The organism is Actinosynnema sp. NPDC004786 (assembly GCF_053601135.1).
On sequence record NZ_JBSGBG010000053.1, the window covers coordinates 1 to 24883 of the forward strand.

Annotated in this window: 19 protein-coding genes and 4 tRNA genes; 12 read left to right on the forward strand and 11 right to left on the reverse strand. The window is 67.7% G+C overall.

The features are described 5' to 3' along the window. Positions 1 to 133 precede the first annotated feature (133 nt). Positions 134 to 2926, reverse strand: a complete 2793-nt coding sequence (locus ACWEFJ_RS33595; RefSeq protein WP_449716190.1) for an NACHT domain-containing protein — start codon at positions 2924 to 2926, stop codon at positions 134 to 136. Between the two features lie 117 nt (positions 2927 to 3043). On the opposite strand from ACWEFJ_RS33595, the gene ACWEFJ_RS33600 reads away from it, so the two are divergent. From ACWEFJ_RS33600 to ACWEFJ_RS33610, 3 genes are all read left to right on the forward strand, one after another. Next, on the forward strand, positions 3044 to 3349 hold the full coding sequence (locus ACWEFJ_RS33600; RefSeq protein WP_449716191.1) for a hypothetical protein: 306 nt from the start codon (positions 3044 to 3046) through the stop codon (positions 3347 to 3349). A gap of 35 nt (positions 3350 to 3384) precedes the next feature. Then, positions 3385 to 3738, forward strand: a complete 354-nt coding sequence (locus ACWEFJ_RS33605; protein ID WP_449716192.1) for a hypothetical protein — start codon at positions 3385 to 3387, stop codon at positions 3736 to 3738. A 161-nt stretch (positions 3739 to 3899) separates the two neighbouring features. Next, positions 3900 to 6455, forward strand: coding sequence for an ATP-binding protein (locus ACWEFJ_RS33610; RefSeq protein ID WP_449716193.1), 2556 nt, complete (start codon positions 3900 to 3902; stop codon positions 6453 to 6455). An 88-nt stretch (positions 6456 to 6543) separates the two neighbouring features. On the opposite strand, the gene ACWEFJ_RS33615 is transcribed toward ACWEFJ_RS33610, so the two are convergent. Next, on the reverse strand, positions 6544 to 6738 hold the full coding sequence (locus tag ACWEFJ_RS33615) for a hypothetical protein (RefSeq protein WP_449716194.1): 195 nt from the start codon (positions 6736 to 6738) through the stop codon (positions 6544 to 6546). A gap of 501 nt (positions 6739 to 7239) precedes the next feature. Between ACWEFJ_RS33615 and ACWEFJ_RS33620 the strand changes: the two genes are divergently transcribed. Both ACWEFJ_RS33620 and ACWEFJ_RS33625 read left to right on the forward strand, forming a co-directional pair. Further along, the gene (locus tag ACWEFJ_RS33620; protein WP_449716195.1) at positions 7240 to 8310 is read left to right on the forward strand and encodes an integrase core domain-containing protein; all 1071 of its coding nucleotides are present in this window, start codon (positions 7240 to 7242) and stop codon (positions 8308 to 8310) included. A 27-nt stretch (positions 8311 to 8337) separates the two neighbouring features. Then, entirely contained in the window at positions 8338 to 8727 is a 390-nt protein-coding gene (locus ACWEFJ_RS33625; protein WP_449716196.1) for a tyrosine-type recombinase/integrase, read from the forward strand. A gap of 117 nt (positions 8728 to 8844) precedes the next feature. Here the strand turns inward: ACWEFJ_RS33625 and ACWEFJ_RS33630 are convergent. The 3 genes from ACWEFJ_RS33630 to ACWEFJ_RS33640 form a co-directional block, all read right to left on the reverse strand. Beyond that, positions 8845 to 8916: transfer RNA gene (locus ACWEFJ_RS33630), tRNA-Val, on the reverse strand. Between the two features lie 50 nt (positions 8917 to 8966). Continuing rightward, complete coding sequence (locus tag ACWEFJ_RS33635) at positions 8967 to 9395, reverse strand: TIGR02611 family protein (RefSeq protein WP_449716197.1); 429 nt, start codon at positions 9393 to 9395, stop codon at positions 8967 to 8969. A gap of 14 nt (positions 9396 to 9409) precedes the next feature. Further along, positions 9410 to 9910, reverse strand: a complete 501-nt coding sequence (locus ACWEFJ_RS33640) for a hypothetical protein (protein ID WP_449716198.1) — start codon at positions 9908 to 9910, stop codon at positions 9410 to 9412. Positions 9911 to 10196: 286 nt separating this feature from the next. Between ACWEFJ_RS33640 and ACWEFJ_RS33645 the strand changes: the two genes are divergently transcribed. From ACWEFJ_RS33645 to ACWEFJ_RS33660, 4 genes are all read left to right on the forward strand, one after another. Beyond that, positions 10197 to 10622 carry an SsgA family sporulation/cell division regulator gene (locus tag ACWEFJ_RS33645; protein ID WP_073893954.1) on the forward strand — a complete coding sequence of 142 codons (426 nt, stop codon included), beginning with the start codon at positions 10197 to 10199 and terminating at the stop codon, positions 10620 to 10622. Between the two features lie 145 nt (positions 10623 to 10767). Beyond that, positions 10768 to 10840, forward strand: a tRNA-Gly gene (locus ACWEFJ_RS33650). A gap of 58 nt (positions 10841 to 10898) precedes the next feature. Next, a tRNA-Cys gene (locus ACWEFJ_RS33655) sits at positions 10899 to 10970 on the forward strand. Between the two features lies 1 nt (position 10971). Further along, positions 10972 to 11046, forward strand: a tRNA-Val gene (locus ACWEFJ_RS33660). Positions 11047 to 11232: 186 nt separating this feature from the next. Here ACWEFJ_RS33660 and ACWEFJ_RS33665 read toward each other — a convergent pair. The 6 genes from ACWEFJ_RS33665 to ACWEFJ_RS33690 form a co-directional block, all read right to left on the reverse strand. Then, entirely contained in the window at positions 11233 to 11670 is a 438-nt protein-coding gene (locus ACWEFJ_RS33665) for a tyrosine-type recombinase/integrase (RefSeq protein WP_449716228.1), read from the reverse strand. After that, a complete protein-coding gene (locus ACWEFJ_RS33670; RefSeq protein ID WP_449716230.1) occupies positions 11612 to 11947 on the reverse strand; it encodes a hypothetical protein in 336 nt (111 codons plus the stop codon). The genes ACWEFJ_RS33665 and ACWEFJ_RS33670 overlap by 59 nt, the downstream gene beginning before the upstream one ends. Then, positions 11902 to 12177 carry a hypothetical protein gene (locus ACWEFJ_RS33675; protein ID WP_449716199.1) on the reverse strand — a complete coding sequence of 92 codons (276 nt, stop codon included), beginning with the start codon at positions 12175 to 12177 and terminating at the stop codon, positions 11902 to 11904. The genes ACWEFJ_RS33670 and ACWEFJ_RS33675 overlap by 46 nt, the downstream gene beginning before the upstream one ends. A 149-nt stretch (positions 12178 to 12326) precedes the next feature. Continuing rightward, positions 12327 to 15155, reverse strand: a complete 2829-nt coding sequence (locus tag ACWEFJ_RS33680) for a DEAD/DEAH box helicase (RefSeq protein WP_449716200.1) — start codon at positions 15153 to 15155, stop codon at positions 12327 to 12329. Continuing rightward, the gene (locus ACWEFJ_RS33685) at positions 15130 to 16452 is read right to left on the reverse strand and encodes an ATP-binding protein (RefSeq protein WP_378086015.1); all 1323 of its coding nucleotides are present in this window, start codon (positions 16450 to 16452) and stop codon (positions 15130 to 15132) included. The genes ACWEFJ_RS33680 and ACWEFJ_RS33685 overlap by 26 nt, the downstream gene beginning before the upstream one ends. After that, a complete protein-coding gene (locus tag ACWEFJ_RS33690; protein WP_449716201.1) occupies positions 16449 to 18707 on the reverse strand; it encodes a TerB N-terminal domain-containing protein in 2259 nt (752 codons plus the stop codon). Before ACWEFJ_RS33690 ends, ACWEFJ_RS33685 begins: the two co-directional genes overlap by 4 nt. Before the next feature lie 298 nt (positions 18708 to 19005). Between ACWEFJ_RS33690 and ACWEFJ_RS33695 the strand changes: the two genes are divergently transcribed. From ACWEFJ_RS33695 to ACWEFJ_RS33705, 3 genes are all read left to right on the forward strand, one after another. Then, a complete protein-coding gene (locus ACWEFJ_RS33695; RefSeq protein WP_449716202.1) occupies positions 19006 to 20250 on the forward strand; it encodes a metallophosphoesterase family protein in 1245 nt (414 codons plus the stop codon). Next, positions 20247 to 23891, forward strand: coding sequence for an AAA family ATPase (locus ACWEFJ_RS33700; protein WP_449716203.1), 3645 nt, complete (start codon positions 20247 to 20249; stop codon positions 23889 to 23891). The genes ACWEFJ_RS33695 and ACWEFJ_RS33700 overlap by 4 nt, the downstream gene beginning before the upstream one ends. Positions 23892 to 24170: 279 nt before the next feature. Then, positions 24171 to 24800, forward strand: a complete 630-nt coding sequence (locus ACWEFJ_RS33705) for a DUF6907 domain-containing protein (protein ID WP_449716204.1) — start codon at positions 24171 to 24173, stop codon at positions 24798 to 24800. Positions 24801 to 24883: the final 83 nt, after the last annotated feature.

Below are 24883 nucleotides of genomic sequence, written 5' to 3' on the forward strand. Positions count from 1 at the left end.
ACCCTGCCGCAACGCTCACGCACGATGACCCACTGGGCGATGGCTAACATAATGAGCCGCGTTCTGACCGGAGAATCCACCCAAACCTGGCGAAAAGATCTACGCAAAGCGGACACACCCGCCCAAAAGTAGATCAGATGCCCTCTAAGGCGACCGACAACGCTTGTCGGTGTTCCGGTGGTGTTGTGTGCACGAGTATCTCGGCTTCGTGGAGAGTCGATGCCGCCGCCACGACGTCGACCATCAATCTCCACCCGTCGAGGCCGGACAGGACCAGCGCCTCGGCCGCCTCGAGTTCGCCGGACGCCGCTATAGCTCGCGCCAGAGGGCTGATCAGGTCGTTCCGGACGTGGTCGTCGTTGATGCGGTCGAGTGTGCGCTGGGTAGCGGCAAGATCGAGACGGGCCACCGCCGCACGCACGACACCAGCCAACGCGCGATCCCTTCCCTCTGCAAGCGTAATCGCACGTTCGATATCCCCGTTTCGGGCGACGGCTTCGACTAGGTGCTCTCGGATCTCTTCCTGGTGAGGGGAGGCGAGGGACCGCTCGATGAAATCGTGCGCGAGGGTCGAATCGCCGTTCTCGGCTGCGGTCAGGGCAACGACGGCTATGCCGTGAGGCAATGCGACCGGATCCAGGTCGGCGCGGATCAGGTCGGTCGCGCGCACGACCAGGCTAAGGGCCAGATCTGCCCGTCCCTGTGCCGCCGCTGACTCCGCTACTGCCACAATCATCAGTCGATCGCCTGACTTGATTGCTATATCGGCAGCCCTGCCCAAATCGCCCGACCGGGTTAATGCCGCAATCAGTTCGTCCAATGCCTCACGTCGATAGCCATCGGGCACGGCGGACAGGAGCTGTCCTGCTTCGTCGTCGTTCCAGGACCGCATGCCACACACCGCCCGTAGGAACGGCCCGCGTTCGACTGCATCGAGTTCCCGTGCCAGGGTCACCACAGCGTCGAGGTCTCGCGCACGGGCAGCCAACTCAGCGAGCACCAACGCTCGACGCAGACCGCTCAGTCTTTCAGCCGCTGCGATGACCGGACCGACGCCCTCCACAGTCGTGTAGGCCCGCGCCCAGTGCCGTGCAATGTCCTCGCCTTCCCGCTGGAGGAGGTCGATGGCGGCAACTTGCACAGAAGCCAACAGGCGACGTGCCCGTTCGGGAGCCGCCACCTCCGCAGCGGATATCATGAACCTGAGCTTTGCCGGGAGATAGGTCGTGGTCCTGATCACCATGTCGGTCAGCGTCGGTCCCCAGCTCCGCTCAAGGGCCGCCCCGATCTCACCGGCCACCTCCGCAATCTGCGGGCCGCCAGGCACTTCGTCCAGGATGTCGACCGCTAACTCAAGATCACCCAGCACCACGGCGGCACGTGCTCTGGCAGCAGCCGCCCGCCGCTGGTCGACAGGCTCGGTGAGAAATGCCGATGTGTGACCCGCGCGGCTGAAAAGCACACCAGCGTGCTCTGTCGAGCCAGATTCGGACGCCATGCGCGCCAGCGACGTCAGTGCGTCGACTCGCTCCACCGGATAGGTGATCGAGTCGGCCAGCGCTTCAGCACGGTCCCACCGCCCGAGCCTCGCCCACACGGCCGGGAGACCTGACGGGACCATGGCGTTGCGATCCATGACGCGCTGGCGGTTCATCACCAACCTGGCCATCGCGGCCACATCCGGCTGGTCAGCGGAGAGGACCAGTTCCTCGGTCCGGGAGAGCTCGGCGAGCGCCGCCTGGTCCGCACCGGAGATCTCCCGCATCAGGTCAATACGCCGATGGTCGGCGACGAAGTCGACGAGTCGACCGAGATCGCCGGACGAGACCAGCAGCCGGAAAAAGCCGCGCAGCAGGTACTCGGGCGTGTCGCCCGGCCAGCGCCTGGCGCGGAACTCGTCGGCCCAGGCGTGCAGTCGTCGGCGATACTCGGGCAAGGAGTCGGCCAGACGGCGCTGTGCAGCGATATGCAGTTCCTCGTGCCCCAGAACATAGATGTCGTCCGGATGCCAGTGGCCCGGCCGGGGCATGAGGCTGCGTCCGGTGACAGTGTCCAACTGCTCGCGCACCTGCCACTCGGGCCTGCCCGTCAGACTCGCTAGGTCCGCTGCGGTGAGACCGCCGATCGCGGCGGTCAGCACGCCCACCAGGTCACGTTCCGGTGACAGCAGGCGGCGCAACTCCCGTTCCATATCCGCCCGCACCGCCTTCGCCGCCTCCGAGACCCGCAGCACGCGCACGATGGACGGATCGCGGAGGGGATGTCCTTCCGGGACATCGTCGGGCACAGGCGGGTTGAGCCGCCCTGCCACGACGACACTCATGCCGTGCGGCAGGCGGGCAGGCAGCAGACTCGCGATGCTGTGGTCGTCCGGATCCGTGGTGACACCCCGGTCTTCGTCCAAGCCGTCGACCACGAGCACCAGACGTTCGCCACGGCTCACACACAACGCCGCGGCCTCGTCCAACATGCCCAGCAGATGGGCTTCGGATGTCGAGGCCAAGGGCGGCAGCGGCTCATCGAGCAATGTCGCCAACTGCTCCAAGATCGCCTCGACGAACCCCTGCCGGCGGTTCTGATCGGAGAAGCGGGCCGTGATGAAGAACGACACCACCCGTACGGTCGGTGGCGGGCTCAGCACGAACCACGACAGCAATGCCGACTTGCCTGCCCACGCCTCCCCTCGCCACCAGAGGTACAGGTCCTGCGGCGAGGTGCAGAACGCCGCCAGCTCGGCTAGCTCCGCCTCACGGTCCACCAGATCCTTCGGGACAATGCGTTCGACCTGCTTGCGGTAGCGGGACCGTACCGGGATCCCCGTACGCAGATTGATGTCACCAGTAACAGAGCCGACCTGGATCGCGGCACCAGTCACCACGGAGTTCGACATCGCGTTCGACACCGACCCCTGTTCGAACCCGCTCACCGTGCCATCATGTCATTCGAGCCCTGTAGTGCGGGTCCCCACGGCAAAGCAGAGTGTCACGTCGGTGGAAGCGGTGGCCCGACCGTCGGACAACGTGCGCGGGCGACCTCTGACGCGATGATCCTGCAGGCGGGCCGTGACGTGAACGTCACCTTCGGCCCAGCCGACCATTCCACCGGACCGAGAATGCGGTCGCCTCAACGGATCGCGATCACTGTGGTCGCGGTGATCGCCGTCGCAGCGACGACGGCTTTCGTGACCGCTTACCTGCGCGGCGCCCTCGACCGCACCTCGGCCGGATCGCACTCGCCGATGAACACGAACATCGCTGCGGCAAGCCCGTCCTCGTCCCGGCCGCACTCGTCCGTCAAGTCGCCGGAGCCAAGGCCGGACACGTCCATCGGCGAGCCCGAGCCAGCCTGACGAAGAAGGGGTACCGGCTCAAGCCGTCCTCGGACGTGCGGACCAACGACATCGACAAGATCGACCTCGATACGGGCTGCCCGGGCTGGGGTCCGACCTCTATCCCCGTGGGCCGCAAGCGGTGCGGGGAGCTCGCGGACCTCATCGTCGAGTCCTACGGATTGCACGCGCCCAACGACCAACCCCTGCTCGCACCCGTGGACGGCCTGGCCACCCACACGTCGTGCCGTGACCGGACTGACGGCGTCGGCACGATCCTCCTGGAGGATCTGCACGACGGGACGCAGTTGTGCGTGTGGACCGACAAGCACAGCATCGCCGCGGTCCATATCAACTCGGTCACCGAGATCGGGGAAGTGGTCATCGACTACGAACTCTGGGAATGCTGACCGCCCGCCCACCGACCCACGCCCGCAAGCCCCATCCTGTCATCGGCATGAGCGCGCGTCAGCCGCTCGTGCCGAGCTGCCGCAACCCTATCTTGATGAGCTGCGCCACTGGCACGATGGACCGGTCGGGCTTGGGCAGGACTGCCTGTGGAGGTGCCGTCGTGGAGCACGCAGCGGGTCGTGGCGATGGTGACGGTGCAGGGCGCGTCGTCAACCACCTGGAGTCGGCCCACGGTCAGATCGTGCAGGCAGGAACTGTCCACGGCGGTATCCATTTCCACACCACAACGGTGCCGGCACAGTCCCTCATCGCGCCGGTCCCCGCTCGGACATCGACCGATGGCGCTGAGGTCCACGCTTCGATGTCCGACGAGGAGTTCGCTGATCGGCCCTTGCGGGGGCAAGGCTGTCAGGCCTCGGGCTCTGCTTCAGGCGATGTACTACGCGTGCCGAGAACCCTGCCGCGGGACCTCGCTGACTTCACCGGTCGTGACTACGAATTTCGCCGGTTGCTCGACGCCGTCGAACGAGCCGCAGGCGGTGGTGCCACCGCTGTCGCCATCCACGCCATCGACGGCATGCCCGGCGTGGGCAAGACCACCTTGGGAATCCACGCCGCCCACACACTCGCGCCGAACTACCCAGACGGCACGCTGTTCCTCAACCTCTGGGGCCACACACCCGGGCAGAAACCCCGTGATCCCTTCGACGCCCTGCACGCGCTGATGACGGACATGGGGGTGCGAAGCGACGTCCTCGCCCGACACGGCACCCTCGATGACCGCATGCGTCTGTGGCGCAGTGTGGTCGCCGATCGTCGACTCCTGGTCCTGCTCGACGACGCGACCGACCACCACCAGGTCACTCCCCTCCTCCCCGGTACCCGGAGAAGCCTGGTGCTCATCACCAGCCGCAACCACTTCCCCGAACTCGACGGTGTCCACCCCCTCACCCTCGACATCCTCCCGTCACCCGACGCCGCCCGGATGCTGCTGCGCCTGGCCCACCGGACACCCGAACCCGCCGAAGCCGAGCAGGTAACCCGACTGGTCGAGATGTGCGGACGGTTGCCGCTGGCGATCGCCATCACCGCGTCCCAACTCCGCACCCACCCCACCTGGCCCGTCCGCCACCTCGCGGACACGATCGCCGGCCAACTGGCCCAGGATGCCGACAAACTCGGTGAATTCGACTACGGCGACCGCTCCGTCGAAGCCGCCTTCGACACCTCCTTCCACGACCTGCCGGAAGACCAGCGCGCGATGTTCACCCTCCTCAGCGTCCACCACGGTCCCGAGATCGACGCCCACGCCGCCGCGGCACTCGCCGCAATCACACCCAGAAATGCCCGCCACGCACTCGACGCTCTACACACCCGCCACTTGCTCCAGGAGACCAGCCCAGGACGCTACCGCCTCCACGACCTCATCCGTGCCTACGCCCATACCCGTGCCACCCGGCTGTCACTCGAGCACCGCGGCCGAGCCATCACCAGATCACTCGATTTCTACCTGCACACCGCGCACACCGCCGCCCGTCTCCTGCCCGCGCGCCGCGCACGCAGCACGCTGACCGCTCCCGCCTCCCCTGCCCACCCCGTTCGGATCACGACCACCGACGATGCCCTCCGTTGGCTGACCGCCGAACTACCCACCCTCGCCACCGCCGTCGAGCACACCCACACCACGCACCCCACCCATGCGCTGGGCCTGTCGACCACCCTCTACCCGTACTTCCGCGCGGTCGGGCACTGGCGCCACGCCCGCGTCATGCTGCACACCGCCCTGACCACCGCCACACGAACCGGTGACCTCCGAGCCCAAGCCGCCGTGTTGAGCGATCTGGGCTACGTGTACCGCAGACAAGGCGACCTGGACGCCGCCGCGGCTGCACTGACCCGGACCCTCGAGCTGAACACCCGCACCAACGACTCGCTCGGCCAGGCCGCCATGCTCACCGACCTCGGCTACGTCCAACTGCTGCGGGGCGAGTGGGACGCGGCCCGCGACACATCGAAGCGCGCGGTGGACATCTACGCCCACAGCGACAACCTGCTGGTCTCCGCCAACGCGCTGAACAACCTCGGCTACGTGCACCTGCTGCGCGAGGAGGCCGACGAGGCGGGCGACATCCTGACGCAGGCGGTAGAGCTGTACCGCCGTAGCGAAGACCCGATGGCACAAGCCAACGCGCTGAACTACCTCGGCTACGTGCACCTGCTGCGAGGGCAGGCCGACCAGGCGGTCGACACCCAGACACGGGCACTGGACCTGCACCTCCGCAGAGGAGACGTGCTAGGGCAAGCGAACGCGCACCTCGGCGTCGGCATCGCCCACCACCGACGACACGAACCCGAACCCGCCCACTTCCACCTGACCCGTGCACTGCACCTCTTCACAGAAGGCGAGGACATCGACGCACAGGCCGAAACCCACAACGCCCTGGGTGACCTCGCCCTCGACCACCCCAAGAGCGGCGGACCTGCCCACAACCACTACACCACCGCTCTCGGACTCGCCCGTGCCTGCGGCACCAAACTCCACGAAGCCAACGCTCTCATCGGCGAAGCCCACTGCCTCCGCCGCACTGGTGACGTCGTGCAAGCCATCTCCCGCCTACACGAAGCACTCACCATCCAGTGCGCGATGAATGCCCCGCAGGCAGCCCGGACCACCCGACTCTTCGCCACCTTTGACGCCGAACGGCCGAACCCCTGACGACTGTCGTCACCCCCAGCCATGTCGGCGTCACGTTCCCCTCAGTTGTGAGGACTTCTCGGTGAGAGCTACCCGGCACCATCGCAGGTCAGGGCGCGACGCAGGTTCCCAGCCGCTGCTCGCGCAGAGCGGCGAGAACGTGTTCCTCCAAGTCCACGGCGGCGGCCCGGTCGGCGGTAGTGGCCCAGCGCAGCCACAGCCCCGCTTCCCGCATGGCCAGCGGCGCCCAGCCTTTGGCGTCCAGCCGTTCCCTGGCGGCCAGGCGCCCCGAGAGCAAGCCCACGTTGTGCAGGCGCGGTCCAGCACCGCGCGGCCCAGGCCCGAGACCGCCGCCTTGCCGGTGCACTACGCGGTCATCCTCCCGCGCAGACCCGCATCCCGGCGGGCGCGTCGGCCATACCCACGTAGACCTGCCCCGTCGCGAAATCGGCACAAGCGCGGTTCTACGTGATCAGGCTGTAGCGGCCGTCATCATGTCGCCGGAAGTACACGGTGTAGTGACCAGGGTTGCCCAGACGGTGCTTCGGCAGGAACACGCGGTAGGTCGCGTCTGCCCATCCCGGACACGCCTTCTGGACATCGGCAGGGCGGAAGCGTTCCGGTAGAACGCCCTGAGACCTAGCTCGACGGATGTCTTCGACGAAGCGACTCACGGCCGGAGAGTGGCAGGTCGCCTAATCAAGGACCACCGCAACTACCCGAACGTGTGGGGTTCCAGAACTCTGCACCGAGGCGCTGAGCTGCGGTGATCGCGCCTTGAGCTGTAGGGGCATGATCGTGAGGCGTGGTGCTACGACTGCTGTACCTGGTCTTCGTCCGGGTCGTCGGCTGGTTGGTTCTGCTCGGCCGGTCATCAGCGGCCAAGGACATGGAGTTGCTCGTGCTGCGGCATGAAGTCGCCGTGCTGCGCCGAACCAATCCTCGCCCACGGTTGGACTGGGCCGATCGCGCGGTGCTCGCCGCGTTGGTCCGACGCCTACCCGGCTGGTTACAGCAACACCGATTGGTGACACCGGGGACCCTCCTGCGATGGCACCGGCGCCTGGTCGCGAAGACGTGGACCCATCCCCACCGCACCGGGCGACCGCCGGTCGACGACACCATCGTGGCGTTGATCGCGCGAATGGCCCGGGAGAACGCCGGGTGGGGCTACCGCCGGATCCAGGGTGAACTGCTCAAGCTCGGCCACCGCATAGCCGCGTCAACGGTTCGCCGCGTGCTCAAGCGCCTGCGGATACCGCCCGCGCCCCAGCGCGACACCGACACCTCCTGGCGACGGTTCCTGCGCGCCCAGGCCACGAGCACGTTGGCCTGCGACTTCTTCCACGTCGACTGCGCGTTCACCCTCAAACGCGTGTACGTGCTCTTCGTGCTCGAGGTCGCCACCCGCTACGTCCACATCCTCGGCACCACCACCAACCCCGACGGCGCATGGACCACGCAACAAGCCCGCAACCTACTGATGGACCTCGGCGACCGGGCAGACGACTTCCGATTCCTCATCCGCGACCGGGCCGGCCAGTTCACCACCTCGTTCGACGCGGTCTTCTCCGGCGCAGGCGTCCAAGTCGTGAAGATCCCACCACGGTGCCCACGAGCCAACGCCCACGCCGAACGATTCGTCGGAACCGTCAGACGCGAAGCCACCGACCGACTGCTCATCATCAACGAACACCACCTGCGGTCGGTACTCGACCGCTACGCGACCCACTACAACCACCGCCGACCACACCAAGCCCTACAACTCGCACCACCACGACCGGACCGGCCGATCACAGAGCCGGACTACACCTCAATACGCCGTCGACCAATCCTCGGCGGCCTGATCAACGAGTACGAACCCGCAGCAGCCTAACCGCAGGTCAGACCAGGTGGCCGACTTTTGACACCCCACAAGTTCCTGGCCGACCTGCTCGACGAGCACCACGACCGCCACCCTCATGCCCGGTTCGTGTTCACCGGAACCGACGGCGGCTTCCACCGACGCTCCAACTTCCGCCGCCACGTCTGGCTACCCGCCCTGCGTGGCGACACCGGCCGACCGCGGATCAACACCGAGATGCACTTCCACGACCTGCGCCACACCCACAAGACCCGGCTCCTCGAGGACGGCGTCCCCGAAGTACTCCAGCACAAGCGCATCGGCCACAAGTTCCACGGCGTCATGGGCGTCTACTCCCACGTCACCCAACCCATGATCGACGCCATGCTCGCCGCACTCCAACACCGCTGGGAGCAAACCCGGGAGCGAACGGGGACCACGAACCCATGACCACCTTCGCAAACACGGAGGTGGTCAAGATCATCCGCTCCCAAATTGCTCCCCGCAACGACCAACGGCCCGCAGACGAAGATCGTCTACGAGCCGTTGACCGGGCAAAACCCACTGTGGGCGATACTGGGATCGAACCAGTGACCTCTTCGGTGTGAACGAAGCGCTCTCCCGCTGAGCTAAACGCCCTTATTCGGTTCTCACTCCCCGCTCTCGCGGTGTGGCCATAGCTTACAACATCATCCCCGCGAACCAAAAATCGGGCTCTGCAACCAGGTCCAGTCGAGCCCGAACCAGCCGCCGACCAGCGCGAACGCGCCGAGCAGCCAGCACGTCACCACCACGACGAGACCCGTGGCCGCCAGCACCAGCCCCTTCACCAACAGGTTCTGCCGCTTCAGCCACGCCACCCACGCGTCGTAGTAGCGCTTGGCGAACCGGAGCACCCGGCCCGCCCACTCGAACTCGGTGGCCAGGATCGCCAGCCCGGCGAAGACGACCAGCCAGCCCGGACCCGGGTACGGGATCATCAGCACGCCCGCGACCAGCACCAAGCCGCCGACCACGCCGACACCGATGCGATAGGTCAGGTTCAGCGCGGGGTTGCGGCGGAACCGGTGGCGGTGCCCCTTCCCCTTGGCGGTGTCTTCGCGCTGCTCTGTGCCCATGCCCACATCATCGCTCATCCACCGCGCGCACCGCAGCGACCTGGCCGGACAGCAGTGCGGTCGACTGATTCACAGACGAAGCCGGCCGTCCAATGTGGCAAACGCCACACGTTCTCGGTTGTCCGGTGCTCGACGGCTTGCTTGCCGCAGGCACGCCAACGCACGTTTCCGCGCAGTTCGCGGCTGCCGCGCCTTTCACACGTCACCGCGCAGGTGACCGCAGGTGTGACGTTGCGCTCGGACACCTCGCCAGACCGGGGGACGTTGCGTCTACCCTGGCTGTTCTCCCGACAGACCGCGTGCGGTCGCGCGCCACTGGCGATGGCCACGTGCCGGAGGTCGTGGGCGGCGAGGTTGCGCCGGAGGGCCAGGAGCGCCCCCTGGACGACCAGTCCGGCCAACTCCGGGTCGACACGGATCCGCCGGGTGAGCGAGTACGAAGGCTTCGCGTACCGGTCGTGGGGTTCGCCGAAGGGCAAGCGGTCACGGATCGTGACGCGGACGACGAGCTGCACGTCCGGGGGTTACCGGGTGTCGCGGTGGCGCGAATCGGTGGGCCAGAGGGGCACTCGCGTCCAACATTCGCGCAACAGCCGGTACCGGGTTAGGGGTGAACCCAGCAAGATGGGAGCAGCCGGGAGCCAGTGGACACGGAACGCATCGAGGTGGTCGCCCAGTGGAGTTATATAGCCCCGAACGGGTGATAAACCTCGTGAACACGAGCGTTCCTCGCCACATATACGTCACATGTAGAGACCTCGGTCGTTCCATTGGCCGGGAAGGGAGAAGAGGGTAACGACGATGCGCAACGACCACGTGACACTCCGCTCAACAGCGGTCTTCGACCTGCTGGCGCCGCGGACCCCGGCCGTCCCGGTGCAGGTGGAGCTTCGTTATGACACGAAAGACCCGTACGCGGTAGTCGCCGCGTTCCGGACCGGCCGCGCCGGGTGGGTGGAGTGGGTCTTCGCCCGCGACCTGCTCGCCGACGGCCTGATCGCCGACGCGGGCGACGGCGACGTCCGGATCCGCCCGGCCGCCGACGACCCCGAGGTCGTCGTGATCGAACTCAGCTCCCCGTCGGGCCACGCCATGTTCGAGGCGTCGGCTCAGGAACTGGCCGACTTCCTCGACCGCACGTACGACGTCGTGGTGCCCGGGAACGAGCACCTGTGGGTCGACGTCGACGAGGCCCTGACCCACCTGATCTCCAACGATCTGACGTAAAAGCGCAGGTAGCGGGCCTGTGAGGGCGTCAGGGGACCCCCGATTTGATCCCGCTGCGGTGGATGTAATAAAGTTCCTCTCGCACCGGGGAAGACCGGAACGACAAGCCCCAAAAGGGAAACGTTCCGAGAAATCCACGGAGCATGCGGATGTAGCGCAGTTGGTAGCGCATCACCTTGCCAAGGTGAGGGTCGCGAGTTCGAGTCTCGTCATCCGCTCGGCAGAGGGCCCCTTGGGCTCAGGCCTGACTCCTGGGTGCTAGCCTTCAGGAGTCACGGCGGAGTGGCCGAGTGGCTTAGGCAAGGGCCTGCAAAGCCCTGTACACGGGTTCGATTCCCGTCTCCGCCTCGGACGATTAGCTCAGCGGGAGAGCACTACCTTGACACGGTAGGGGTCACTGGTTCAATCCCAGTATCGTCCACCAGAGAAGTGCAGCTCAGAGACCCTGTCGGCGATGATCGCCGACAGGGTCTCTGGCGTTTGACCGTCATCTGACCGTGAACCTCTCCTCGACTGCCCGACGCTGCGACAGACCTGCACGCGGTCGACCTGCACCGGACCAGGGCGAGTTCCGGTTCCTTGCCAGACCCGAGTTCTGATCATCCGACCGTCAGCCGACCGTGGGATCCGCCACGCTGGCATGACGGTGGCGAACGCGCTCAAACGCCACCAGGGCCGCCTCGTCAGACTCGGCAAGAGTGTGCAGGTACCTCTCGGTAGCCCGCAGGCTGGCGTGGCCGAAGCGCTCACGGACGGTCTGGATGTCGGCACCGCCGGCGAGCAGCCAGGAGGCATGCGCGTGGCGCAGGTCGTACATCCGCACCCGACGCGTGATCCCGGCTGCGGCCAGGGCTGGTTTCCAGATGGTCCTGAGATACCACGTGCGAGGTAGGTGCCCATCGGTGTCGACTCGCCGTCCGCACCGAGGCCGATCCTTGCCCTGTGCGCGTCGCCGGGCCCGGTGGCCGGCGTAGGCGGCGCGGCACGTTTCACATCGGCATCCGCGGGCAGAGTAGCGCGACAGCGTGCCGTGGTCGCCCGAAGTCAACCTGTCGTCGAATGGGTTCGTGTCGATGACCGCCGCGCGCCTGGGGGAAGGGGAACAGCAGGTCGCCGGGTTCGAGGCCTGATCGCTCAACGTAGGCCGCCACCCGGTCGACCAGTTGTCGACGCAGCCGCAGCCGCCGGAAGTCCCGGTCCTTCGGGTACTCCTTCACCAGGAACCGACCGCCGGTCGGATGGAACCGCGGCTCGACCTCCTCCACCGTCCTGGCCACCGTCAACAGACACGCCGCCACATCGAGGTCACACACGCGCAGCTCCACCGAACACCCGACTCGATCGCCACCTCCACCAGCAACCGCCACCGCAGGCCGGGTAGCACATCGAGCAGCGACTCGAACTCCACAGGCTCCAGCACCCGCAATGGGACCGGTGCCACCACCGGACCGCGGAGCCCGACGCACGGGTGCTGCAGCACCACCTGGTCTCGCAACGCCGTGGTGAAAATCGAACCGAGCACGGTGCGACACCGCTGCACCACCTGCGCCGACACGCCCTCATCGCACAACCGGCGCACGAAGTCCCGCACACGACCCGACACACCCACACGTCGCCTCGAATACCCCACAAACACCACCTCCGGACATGCTCGATCAGCCGAAACAGCAGCTCATCGAGCATGTCCGGTTCAACAGCTCCCAGCTACAAGGTGCTGCGCTCAGACCCGCTAACGAGATTCCGCACATCGTGAGGCCTGTGGGTCAGGTAGTGACGCAGCAGATTGGCGGTGGCATTGGCGTCAGCGAGGGCTCGGTGAGCCGTGCCATCAGTGGTGGGTATGCCGATCGCGGTGAGGCAGTCGTGCAGTTTGCGACGACCTGCCTGGTGGACGTGCAGGTCGAGCTTCATCGTGCACAGCGTCGCGCTCAACGCGAGCCGGACGTTAATGCGGGCGAACTCCGCGTTCAGGAAGTTCAAGTCGAACGAGGCGTTGTGGGCTACGACGACGGCGTCCGCCAACTGAGCGGCGAGGGTGGGGGCGATGTCGGCGAACGTGGGAGCGCCCACCACCTCGTCCTCGGTGATGCCGTGGATCTCGGAGGCGGCAAGTGGGCGTTGTGGGTTGACCAGTGCGCTCCACTCTCCCAGGACGGTGCCGTCGGGGGCGACGCGGATGACCGCTACCTCGATGACCCGGTCCTTGCCCCAGGCGGCGAAGCCGGTCGTTTCGACGTCCACGACCGCGTAGGCCGTCGGGGTGGTGATGAGCGGTGCCGGGACGGAGGAGGTCCCGGTGATGACGTCGACTTCGTACTCGGGCAGTCGATCGACCAGGTCGGTCAGTGCGGAACGGGCTCCTGCCAGGTCGAGGTACCCGGCGGCGTAACCGCGGGTGCGCAGTGGTTTGCCGAGGTGGACGTCGTGCTTCTCTACCGTCGTGTCGGGCAGGGCGGCGGCGATGTCCTCGGCGGTGATGTCGTCTTCCAGGAGTAGTTGCTGGAGGACCGCGCGCAGCTGGGCCGGTGTGCACTGGGGCACGGTGAAGGCGACGCCGTCCCGGACGGCCGGCACGCCCGCCCTGGTCAGCCACGCCGTCAGGGTGTTGAGGATGCGATCGCCGCGCCACGGGAAGACGATGGTGTCATTGCCCGTGGCCAGCGCGGGGTTTCGGGCGAGGGCGAAGCGGCGGTAGGCCGCGCGTCCTTCGTCGAGGAGGCGTTGCGCGGTGGCGTCGAGGTAGCCGGGGACATGGTCGGACTCGTACCACATGCGCATCCGGCGGCGGACTTCGTCGTGAATCTCGGCTCGACCGCCGCCGAACTTGGGTGCCCGTCCACCGTGCGAGGGCTCCACCTGGATCAGGGCCGCCCGGTCGTCCACGGAGACGATCTTCCAACGCCTGCCGGCGAAGATGACGAGCGAACCGACTTCGGTGGGTGTGGTCACGTGCAGCACGCCGAGAGTGCGGGAGCCGTGCACCAGCCGGTACTCCTGCTTCTCCGCGAAGACCGCGTAGAACGAGTAGTGGTTGACGATCCGCTCCCCCACCCTGCCGAGCAGCAACAGGCCATCAGCCTCCTGTTGGACGAGTTCGGCTTGGCCGAGGTCACGCAGCAAGGTGGCGAAGGTCGTCTTGTCGATGTGCGCGAACGGTCCGGAGAGGCACAGCGCTTGGAACAACTCGACCGGGCGGACGCCTTGGTGCTGGGCGATGACCGACATGATCTGCTGGATGAGCGTCGACAGGTGCAGCGAGGACGTATCCGCGGGCTCGTACCAGCGCTCGGACAGCAGACTCATCATCGCCACGGCCTGGAACAGCTCGGCGCGCAGCTCGTCCTGGGGTGCGATGTCGGCGTTGATCTCCTGGGCGGTCACGTACATGCGCAGCACCGCGGGCTCACCGCGGCGTCCGGACCGGCCGATGCGCTGACGCAGGCTCGCCACCGAGGGCGGAGCCCCGACCTGGGCGACGGAGGTGAGCGTGCCGATGTCGATGCCCATCTCCAGCGTCGAGGTGCACAGCACGGTGACCGGCCGATTGCTCTTGAGCAGGCCTTCGACGTGCTCGCGCACGTCTTTGGCGAGGCTGCCGTGGTGCGGGAAGAACTCGTTGGGCACGGCGTGTTCCTCGCTGCGGCGGCGCAAGCGGTCGGCGTACAGTTCGACGTCTCCTCGGCGGTCGAAGAAGACGAGGTTGTTGCCGCCTCGCAGGTTGGTGAACACGTGCTCGCTGATTCGCTCGACGGACGTCCCCTCGTCGGATTCCTCGTCGTCGGTGATCGGCGCCTCGTTGACGTACCCGCGAATGATGGCGCTGATGTCGGCACTTTGATGCGAGGCCGTCACGAGGTGGACGTCGTCGCCGTTGCCTGGGCGCAAGTAGCCACGCGCTGACTCCATATCGCCCAGGGTTGCCGACAACCCGATGCGGGGAACGCGACGCCGGGTCGCCAACTCGACGCGGTGCAGCAGCGACTGGAGCTGGGCACCGCGCTCTGTTCCCATGAACGAGTGCATCTCGTCGATCACGACCCAGCGCAGGGCGCGCAGCAACCACCCGATCTCCATGCCCCGCAGGACGAACATGGCCTCCAGCGACTCCGGCGTGATCAGCAAAATGCCGTCGGGTTTGGTGAGCACCTTGGCCTTGGCCGAACCGGGCACGTCACCGTGCCAGCGGTGCACCGGGAGGTCCAGTTCTTCGCACAGCTCGTCGAGGCGGCGGTGCTGGTCGTTGATCAGCGCCTTGAGCGGTGACACGTAGAGCACCCGGATTCCGCCGTCGTCCACCTCGTCGAGCAGGGCGGAGCAGATCGGCAGGAACGCCGCCTCCGTCTTGCCCGACGCGGTGGCCGCCGAGACGATCACGTCCTCGGTCCCCTTGAGCACCAGGGGGATCGCCTGTTCCTGCGCGTCGTTGAGCTTCTGCCATCCCTGCCGGTGGATCCAGCGCTGGACCTTCTGGTGGAGGCGGAAGAACTGGGAGGATCCCGGCGGAGTGTCAGAGCCGGAAGGTGGCCAGCTCATCGTCCACCCTCGACTCGTCCTGCGTGGCCGGTTCCAGTGGTTCGAGGTCGGGGTTCAGCTCCGCCTGGAACCGCACCGCGCCGACGAGCGGCTCCCACGGTTGGCCGGGGTTGTGCTCGAGCACCGAGAGCAGGTTGAGGAACTCCCGGATCGTGGTGCGTGGGGTGCGGAAGTAGGCGTCGCCGATGTTCTGCGAGCAGTGGTGCATGAACGCGTGCAGTGCTTCGTCGGGTACGAGGTACTGCTGCGGGTCGCCCGAGGCGTGCACGTGGCGCAGCTTGGTGAGCAGGATGTAGAAGTCTTCCTGCGTGAGGTTGGTCAGCCGCAGCACCGGGCCGGAGTGGTCCACCAGGCCGTTGGTGGCGAAGGCGTTCTCCGACAGGCGGGACTGGAGTGCCTCGTAGGAGTACAGTCCGCGGCGGGTGTCCATGAGGAACTCGGGCGTGCCGCCGAACAGGAATCCCACGTGGGTGCTGATGCCCTGGAGGCTGTCGTTGACGATGCGCAGGATCTGCTCGTAGTTGGCGGAACGGGCCTGTGAGGACGTGAGCTTGTAGAGGTTGACCATCTCGTCCAGGCACACCAGCAGGCCGCTGTAGCCGGCCATGCGCACGAAGCGGGACAGGAGCTTGAGCTGGTCGTAGAAGCTCGCGTCGTCCACGATCGTGCGCACGCCGAGTGCGGCACGGGCCTCGGTCTTGGTGGTGAACTCGCCGCGCAGCCACCGGACCGCGTCGATCTTGAGCTGTTCGTTGCCGGTGTCGTGGCCACGCCAGTAGGCCTCGATGACGGTGCCGAAGTCGTAGCCGCCGACCAGCTCGGACAGCTCGGCCATGCGCTGCCGGATCACGTTCTCCGGTGACGTGCCCTGCTCGCGGGCGGTGGTGAGCGCCTGGGAGACGAACCGTTCGACGATGCCCGCCAGCGCACCGCCGTCCGGCTTGGCCGAGGTCGAGGTGTTGCGGGCCAATTCGGCGTAGAGGCTGCGGGCCTGGCCGCCGGTGGCGTGCAGGCGGCGGTCCGGCGCGAGGTCGGCGTGCATCGTGACCAGTCGCTTCTTCAGCGCGGCAGCGCGGATGAGGTTCAGGAAGAACGTCTTGCCCGAGCCGTACTCGCCGATGACGAAGCGAGCTGTGGAGCCGCCGTCGGCGACGCTGTCGAGGTCGCGCAGCAGCGACTCGACCTCGCGCGCACGCCCGACCTGGACGTGCTGCTGGCCGGAGCGGGGCACGACGCCGGCCCGCAGCGACTGGATGATCGCGTCTCGATCGCGGGGTCGGATGCGCGTGTCGTTCATGCGAGCAGTTCTCCCATTGCGTAGTCGTTGATCACGAGCTGGCCGCCGTCGTCCTCGACGACCGGTTCGTCGGCGGCCTCGACCGCCGCTTCATTGAGCACGTCCAGCGCACCCTCGGGCAGCAGGCCCGCATCGGAGCAGAGGGCGTCGAAGTCGGCACGGCTCCAGGACGGTCTTGTGGCCAGTTCGCGCAGCAGGGTCGAGTGGGCGGCGTCGAGGGACCCGACGAGGTCCACCGCGACGACCGGTGCGGGCGGCGGTGGTGGCACTGCTTCCGGCTCGTCGTCGAAGACGTCGGCGAGCAATGCGGCCACAGCAGCGCTTTCCCGCATCTTGGCTTCCACCAGGGCGGGGTCGAGACGCACCCCGCCCACCGGTGGCTCGGGCTTCGGTGGTGGCGGGATCAGGTATCCGGTCGGGCCGGTGTCCGCGGGCAGGACGACCACGGGTTCGGTGGCCGGTGCGGGGCGGGTGGACGCGGCGGTGAGGGCGTGCAGTTCGGTGTACACCGAGTCCGGCTCCTGCCCCAGCAGCTTGTAGATCTTGCGCAGCGTGTCGACCTCGCCCGGCGAGACGACGCCGTCCACCGCCGCGATCGCGGTGGCGAACTCGGCGACGTGAGCGCGTTGCGCGTCGGTCAGGCCACCCAGGCGCTTGGTGAGCCCGGTCAGCTTCAGCTTCGAGGCCAGCAGCCAGTCCAGGTGGGCGGTCAGCCTGATTCGCTCCCCCGGAGTCAAGTGCAGGCTCGACTCCAGGTGAGCGACCAGGTGGTTTCGTTCAGCGGCGGACACGTCGTCATCGGCCGCCGAGACCACGGCGGCGAGGTGCAGCAGTGTCGTGGCGGCGGTGTACTCGGGTGTCGCGGTCGCGGACTGCGCGGCGGTGACGCGGAACAGCACGGCCGGTCCCGCGCTCTGCACCGGACCGCCCAAGCGCACGTCGGGCTCGATGCCTACGCCGAACTTGTCCAGCAGTTGGGCCAGTCCGACCGCGTCGGCCTTGGCGAACTTCCCCGACGCCTTCGCGGGCCAGAGAGCGACCAGGTCCGACATCTCGAACCCGGCTCGTGGCACGTCGGCGGGCAGCGTCCGCTCGACCAGTTCGCGCACCGGGCGCAGACCCGCCAGGTCACCGGTGAACAGCTCGGCCGGCAGCAGTGCCAACGCGGGCAGCGTGCCCGCGGCGTCCGGTTGTCGGCCGATCAGGCGGCTGTAGGCGTCCAGGTCGTTCGTGCAGGACTCGACCAGGTCCTTGAGCACTTTCGTCGGCGCGGCGGCGGTGAGCACGTCGGGCACGTCGGAGTGCCACGTCGTCGAGGTCAGACCACCGCTGGCGGGGCGGTAGGAGAGTTCCACTTGGCTCTTCAGCGGACGGACCCGGAGGCCATCTGCGTAGCGGGCCTGGTAGCGGGCGGTGAACAGCGCGCGGAACTCGTCGGGGCACCGCGTCGCGGGCGTTCTCGGGTAGATCTCGGGGTGCAGCATGGCCCAGGACCACGCCCACTCCACGGGAACGGGACGCCCTTCGGCGGCGAAGCGGCCGATGCCGAAGCGCAGGGTGAGCGGCGGGGGCCACTTGTCGTGTTCGGCCGGGTTCGGCGGAGGGCCTTCTCCCTTGGTGATGAGCGCGCGGAGAACCTCTCGGAAGGCGGTCGCGTACTGGCGGAACGACGGGTTGCCGCCGTACACGGTCAGGAGGCGGACGACCTCGCCCAGGATGCGCGGCAGGTCGGCCCGCGCGGCCGGGTCCCGCTGCGCGTCGACCAGCGCCCGCCGTTCCAGGCCGTAGAAGTACAGGAACACGTAGCCGATGTAGGCGTCCGGCGCCCACCTGCCGCCTTCGAGCCACAACAGGTACGCGGCTCGGCTGCGAGGTGTGATCGAGTGGTAGGCGGGCCAGTAGTCCATGTCCCGACCGGTGAAGTCGGGCCTGCGCCAGTCGATCGGCAGGGTCGGGTCGATCACCTCGACGTTCCGGTCAGGCACCGCGTCACCCCGGGACAGCTTCCCGATGTAGAGCATCCCACCGGGCAGCGACCTGCCGGCCACTGATGGCGTGGAGCCGACCGGCACCCAGGCGGGGGCGGACGCGGAGGGCTGACGTCGCGGCTGCGGCCGGGTCGGCGGTGGTGGTCCGGGCAGCGGCGGACGCGGGACGGACGCCACCGGCGGCACGGGCGCTGGGATCGACGGCACGGGACGCGGTGGCGCCATGACGGCGGGCTTGCTCTCGAACAGCTGCCGCAGCCGGTCCAACAGCCCCACTGTGCCCCCCAACTCGCGCCGTGTCCGCACGAAAGATCCTTCTGAACGGTGACAGCGGCTACGTCGCGTCAGATCGACCCAGCGTTAGCGACCAAACGGGTGAACTACGTTGGTGACACCTTCACCTTGTCGCAGCAACGAGCCACTACGCGAGGGTTGCTCACTCGATCGGGTTATTGGTCGATGTAGCACTGCCGTGAAAGGCCGCGATGTGCGAGCCATGATCCCTCTGCATGATCACCACCCCGCCGCGCCCCGTGATCCCCACGATCCTCCGGAGCGTGCGACGGTGACCGGAGTGCGGATCGTGCACGCGGCGGACATCCACCTCGACAGCCCGCTGCGGGGGTTGAACGGGTTCGTCAAGGAGGACGTCGCCCACCAATTGCGCCACGCCTCGCGGCAGGCGCTGAAGAACCTGGCGCGGTTGACCGTCGACGAGAAAGCGGCCGCGCTCGTGCTGGCCGGCGACATCTACGACGGCGACTGGCCCGACTACGCCACGGGCCGGTTCTTCGCCGAGCAGATGGACTTCCTGAACGAACACGGCGTACGGGTGTTCATGGCCGCCGGCAACCACGACGCGGCCAGCGTGGTCACCAAGGCCGTGCGGCTGCCCGACAACGTGACCGTGCTGGATGTGGACAAGGCCGAGACCGTGATCGACGAAGACCTCGGCCTGGCCGTGCACGGTCAGGGGTTCGCCACGCGTGCCGTCACGAAGAACCTGGCGCTGGCCTATCCCGACCGCGTCCACGGCTTGGTGAACGTCGGAATCCTGCACACCGCGGTATCCGGCGCGGAGGGCCACGACACTTACGCACCGTGCACCCCGTCTGACCTGCTCAAGCCCAGGTACGAGTACTTCGCGCTCGGCCACGTCCATCAACGGCGAGTGGTGAACGACGGCCCGTGGGTCGCGGCGTTCTCCGGCAACCTGCAGGGCAGGCACGCCAACGAGACCGGCCCGAAGGGCGCTCTGGTGGTCGACTTGGACCGGGACGAGCCCGCCGTCCCGAGGTTCGTCGCACTCGACGTGGCCCGGTGGGAGCGGATCGAGGTCGACGCGTCCGGTCACGGGACGTTCGACGAGGTGCTCGACGCGGTGGAGACGAGCTTGGCCGACGCCCGCGTCGCCGCTCAGGGTCGTCCGCTGGTCGCCAGGGTGACGGTGACCGGGACGAGCCGTGCGGCGGGTGCGTTGAGCGACCGTGAGCGGTTGGTCGAGGAGGTGCGGGCGTCCGGTGTCCGCTCGGGCGTCACCGTGGAGAAAGCCGCCTCCCACGCGCGCATGCCGCAGACCGGCGACCACGTGGACGACCGGCTGATCGAAGCGGTGCTCCGCAGGGCTGAGGACCTGGGTCACGGCAGCCCTTTGGTCGACCGGCTGACCGCACCCCTCAAGCGCGATTTCGGCCGGGTGCTGCGCAAGGACAGCCCGCTGGACCTCAACGACCCCGCGGTGCTGGAGCGGATCACCGCGGCGGCGTTGCACGGCCTGGTCGCCAAGCTGACCACAGGGGAGGACCGATGAGGGTTCGGCGGCTCACACTGGAAAGCTACGGCGCTTTCCACAATCGGACGATCGAACTCGGCACCGGTCTGAGCGTGGTGCTCGGCCCGAACGAGACCGGCAAGACCACCGCGCTCGACGCGCTGGCCGACCTGCTGTGGTCGATACCGCAGTCCTCGAAGCGTGCCTTTCACTACCGCCGCCAAGAGCTGGCCATCAGCGCGGTGCTCGTCCTGCCCGACGGCACCGAGATTCCCGTCGAGCGACGTGCGAGCGGGATGATCGACACCGCCACCGGCGCGGAGGTTCCCGTGCTGTGGCAGGGGGACGGGGATGACCGCGGCCGGTGGCGGACTTCGTTCGGCCTGTCGCACGAGGAGCTGCGCAAGGGCGGTGAGCACCTGTTCAAGGGTGAGGGCGACCTCGCGTCCCTGATCTTCCGAGCCCGGAGCGGGCAGTCCGTGCACCACCTGCTGGACTCGCTGTCGGCGCGTGCCGACTCGCTCTACAAGGAGCATCGAGGAAACAAGGGTGTGCGGGCACGTCGTGCGATCGCCGAGTACGAGCAGGCGGTGCACGACGTCGAGGAGGCCACCGCGCTCGCCGCCGACGTCACTGCCATCCGCGGAGTGCTGCGCCAAGTCGGCGAGGACGTCGAGCGAGCCCGACGGGCCAAGGACGCCGCCTTCACCGAAATGGCCGGCCAACAGGCGCGTCTGCGGGTGATCGACAGAATTCGGCTGCTGGCCCAGGCCGAAGCCAGGATCTCGGCCCTGCGATCGGCAGGGCCTTGTCTGGATGCCGACGACCTCGCACTCCACGGTGAGACCGCGGAACGGCTCCGCCGTGCCGAAGACGAGATAGTCGACGTCGAGGGCGAAATCGCCGCGACGTCCGCGCAGCTGGCGGACACCGCTTCCGAGGACTCCATCCTCGAAGACCGCAGCCTGGTCGAGCGTCTGCAGCGGGAATCCACGGCCAGACTTGACGACGCGGAGCAGGCCCGGGCATGCCGGGCTGACGCCGATGAGAGCGACGCGAGCACCCGAGCGCTGCTGGTCGAACTGACCGGCAAGGTCGACCAGCCGGTCGACGTGCTGCTGAACACGCTGTGGGTCGGCGAGGATCGCGTCGCCGAATTGGACGCCGCAGCGGAGGCGCTCGTCCAAGCGGACGCCGTCGTGATCGAGCAACAACGCCAGGTAGAAGCCGCAGGCGACCGCGAACCGGCCACATCCGACGCGGAGGCACCGGACGCGCAGGTCGTCGCGTCCCTGCGCGAGGCGGTGAGTGCCATCGAGGCCGAGGACTCGGTGGTCACCGCTTTCCGGCGTGCTGTTGAAGCCGTGGCGGATGCGCGGCACGAGCACGCTCGTCTGCTCACGACGGTGGGCCTGCCCGCACACACGCGTCTGGGGACACTGCCGTACCGCGAGTCGGTGATGGGCGCGCGCGACGACATCACGGCTAGTGACGATGCCATTCGCACGGCTCGTCGAGAACTGGACGACCTCGACAGGCGGTCCACCGACATCCAGAGGCAATTGTCGGACGACGAACTGCACCACGTCCCAGACCCGGCAGAGGTGACGGTTGCCCGTGCGGCTCGCGACGACCTGATCACCGAGGTCGTGCGCGCTTGGCTCGCGGGTGAACCGCCCGCACGAGCGCCCGGTCTGCCGGTGGAGGTCGAACGCGCCGTCCGCGAGGCCGATCGCGTCGGCGACCTGCTCGCGGAGCACGCCGAAGTGGCGGCGAGACGCGGAGTGCTGACCGCCGAACTGGCGAAGACCCGTGCCGAAGCGATCGTCGCCGGATCGAAGGTCGCGGAGGCGGAACGTGCGTGCACGGCAGCCCGCCAGGCGTGGGAGGCCATCTGGGCACCGGTTGGCGTTCCGCATCCGCCCGTCACCGATGCGCTCGTGTTCCACGAGTCGCTGGCCGATGCGCTCGTGGCCGAAGGACGGGCGGTCACCGCGAGCCGCACCGCCGAGGACCTGCGTCCCGCGGTCGAGGAGAGGCGCCACTACCTGGCGGACGTAGTCGCCCGGGCGGGACGACCTCGGCCCGAGGCGGACTTGGACAGCCTGCTCGAAGCGGCGAGACACCTGCTGGACGAGGACGACGACGCACGCGAAGCCCGTGCGGTCGCGCGGAACGTACGGGCCATCCGGCAGGAGGCGGAGCGGGAGCTCGAACGGGCACGCACACGGCGGAACGAATCCGCGGACCGGTGGCGGACGACCCTGGCCACCGCCCACCTCCCGGACCTGAGCCCAACCGGGTGGTACCGGCGGCGCGACATCGTCACGCGGGCCCGCACGTCGCACGTCACCGCGACCGGCCTGCGGGAACGGGCACGGCAGCTGGCTGAACGGCACCGCGGGTTCGTGGACGAACTGGCGGCACTCACCGCACGCCTGGGCGTCGAGGGTGACCACGTCACCGACGTGCTCGACACCCTCTCGGCCCGGGTCCAGGCGGCGATGCAGGCCAAGGGCACCGCGGACAACCTCGTTCGCAGGCTCGACTCGCTGCGCCGGAAGCTCGAAGAGCACATCGAGCAACGGCGCCTGGCCATCGCCGTTCTGGACGACTTGCGTCAGCGGACCGACGCTGTGGACCTCGACGCCGCGGCTGAACGAGGCGAGGAACTGGCCGGCCTGTTGACCGACGTCGACCAGCACAGCGAAGTGGTGCGCACCGCAGTGCCACGAACCGACCCACGGCAATTGGTCACCGAGTTGAGCGATGTCGACGAGGAACAACTGCGGATCGACGCCGACACGGCCGGCCGGCGGTACGAGGACGCCGATAAGGCGCACGAAGAAGCACTCCGCCGTTACGGCGAGCTCTCTCAACGGCACCAGGCTCTGATCACCCGGCCCGGCGCCGCCGAACTGCACGCCAAAGCGCACGAACGACTGGCAGTGCTGGCCGACGAGGTCGAGGAGTACCTCGTGGCCGAGATCCAGCGCACTGTCCTGCGCGACGAGTTGGAGGGCTACGAGCGGGAGCACTCGTCACCGCAGCTGGAGACCGCCGGGCGCATCCTCGAAGAGCTGACCGGAGGGCGTTACGTCGCCCTGCGCACGCACAGCGACGCCAACGGGCGGTCGTTGCGCATCGTCGGCGCCGACGAGCGACCCCGGAAACCGGACGAGCTGTCGGAGGGGACGGCCGACCAGGCGTTCCTCGCCCTCCGCCTGGCCGGCATCGAGTCGTTGCAGGACGGCAGGCGGACCCGCGGGCTCCCGACGCTGCCGGTTGTCCTCGACGACGTGCTGATGACCTTCGACGACGCTAGAGCCGCTGCAACGCTCAAGGTGATGGCACGGCTCGCACGACGGTGGCAGATCGTCGTCTTCAGCCACCACACCCCCATCCGCCAAGTCGCCGAAGGCCTGGAGTCCGACAACCTCACCATCGCCGAACTGGACGCCCCGTCCTCGATCGACTCAACGCGCACCCCGCAGGAGATCCGCGACGCCGCGCGCGAGCGCATCGTGATCGGCAACCACACCGAACCCGCCCCGCGCGCCACGAAGACGGTCGACCCGACCCTCGTCCGGGCATGGGCGCGCCGAACCGGCAGGCAGGTGGCGGACCGCGGCCGAATCTCGCAAGACGTCATCGACGCCTACGAAGCCGCTCACAGCTGAACCTGTGCCACCGGGCGCAGTGGATCACTCCGTGCCGGCACAGCACTCAACTCGGTATTCCCACGGGATCCGATCTCCCAGCGGACCGATCTGATCAACCGGTTCCCGGTCGCACGACAGCGCCGTTCCGTCACCGGAACACAGCCGGACCAGCGGACACCGCCGCGTCTCGAGTGAAGAGGCAGTCCGCGTCACGCGTTCAACCGCGACCGCACCTCACCCGTTCAGCGCAGCGGGCACCACCCGTTCAGCGCCACGGCGAGAACGTCCAACCGCCGTATGCATCACAAGACGATCGATCGGGAGTCATTTGATGCACGAGCACCACTCAAGCCGAGTCAAAACATTCAAAACCAGCACATCGCCGCTCAAAACTGGAGCACAAGCATGACGGACGAAATTGCGTACGACGAGCTCACGGCGGACCAACTGTCGGGCACCAGCTGCATCCGCTGCGGACGCGTTCCGGTCAATCCGGAAGTAATCGAGGAAGGTCACGACACGACACTGGTTGCCTGCTCGGAAGAAGATCGAATGATGTGCGAGCGCAAGGTTTTCTGGCTGGATTCACCCTGCCCTCCGTGGTGCGATGCGCTACACGCAGACAATGATCACCCCGAGGATCGCAGTCACTTCTCTTCGTGGCACGGCAGGGTGCCGTTGATCAACGAGAAGGTCGAAAGCTTCGGCGACCTGTCCAAGGGGCCGTTCCAGCCGGAGTACGTCGTGGTCTACATCCGCCAGGAGGTCCGTGACCGTAGCGCCGCCATCTGGTACGGCTTGGGCGAAACCGCGAAAGGCTGGCACCTCACACCCGCGGAAGCTCGCACCTTGGCCAAGGCGTTGATGGAGGCAGCCAGCCTGACCTCGACGACTCCGAAGAAGGCACCGTCCATCAAGGCTGCGTGACCCCCTCCGTCCAGGTGTCAGCAGGCCCACTTCGGGAGACTGCGCTCCGGTCCGGGCCAACTCCGCGCTTGCCCCTGTCCGAT

Excerpts from the sequence above, each read along its gene's own strand:
- ACWEFJ_RS33700 (WP_449716203.1), top strand. The coding sequence starts at position 20,247 with ATGAGGGTTCGGCGGCTCACACTGGAAAGCTACGGCGCTTTCCACAAT.
- ACWEFJ_RS33645 (WP_073893954.1), top strand. The coding sequence starts at position 10,197 with ATGCGCAACGACCACGTGACACTCCGCTCAACAGCGGTCTTCGACCTG.
- ACWEFJ_RS33685 (WP_378086015.1), bottom strand. The coding sequence starts at position 16,452 with ATGAACGACACGCGCATCCGACCCCGCGATCGAGACGCGATCATCCAG.
- ACWEFJ_RS33705 (WP_449716204.1), top strand. The coding sequence starts at position 24,171 with ATGCATCACAAGACGATCGATCGGGAGTCATTTGATGCACGAGCACCA.
- ACWEFJ_RS33680 (WP_449716200.1), bottom strand. The coding sequence starts at position 15,155 with ATGAGCTGGCCACCTTCCGGCTCTGACACTCCGCCGGGATCCTCCCAG.
- ACWEFJ_RS33600 (WP_449716191.1), top strand. The coding sequence starts at position 3,044 with ATGATCCTGCAGGCGGGCCGTGACGTGAACGTCACCTTCGGCCCAGCC.
- ACWEFJ_RS33635 (WP_449716197.1), bottom strand. The coding sequence starts at position 9,395 with ATGGGCACAGAGCAGCGCGAAGACACCGCCAAGGGGAAGGGGCACCGC.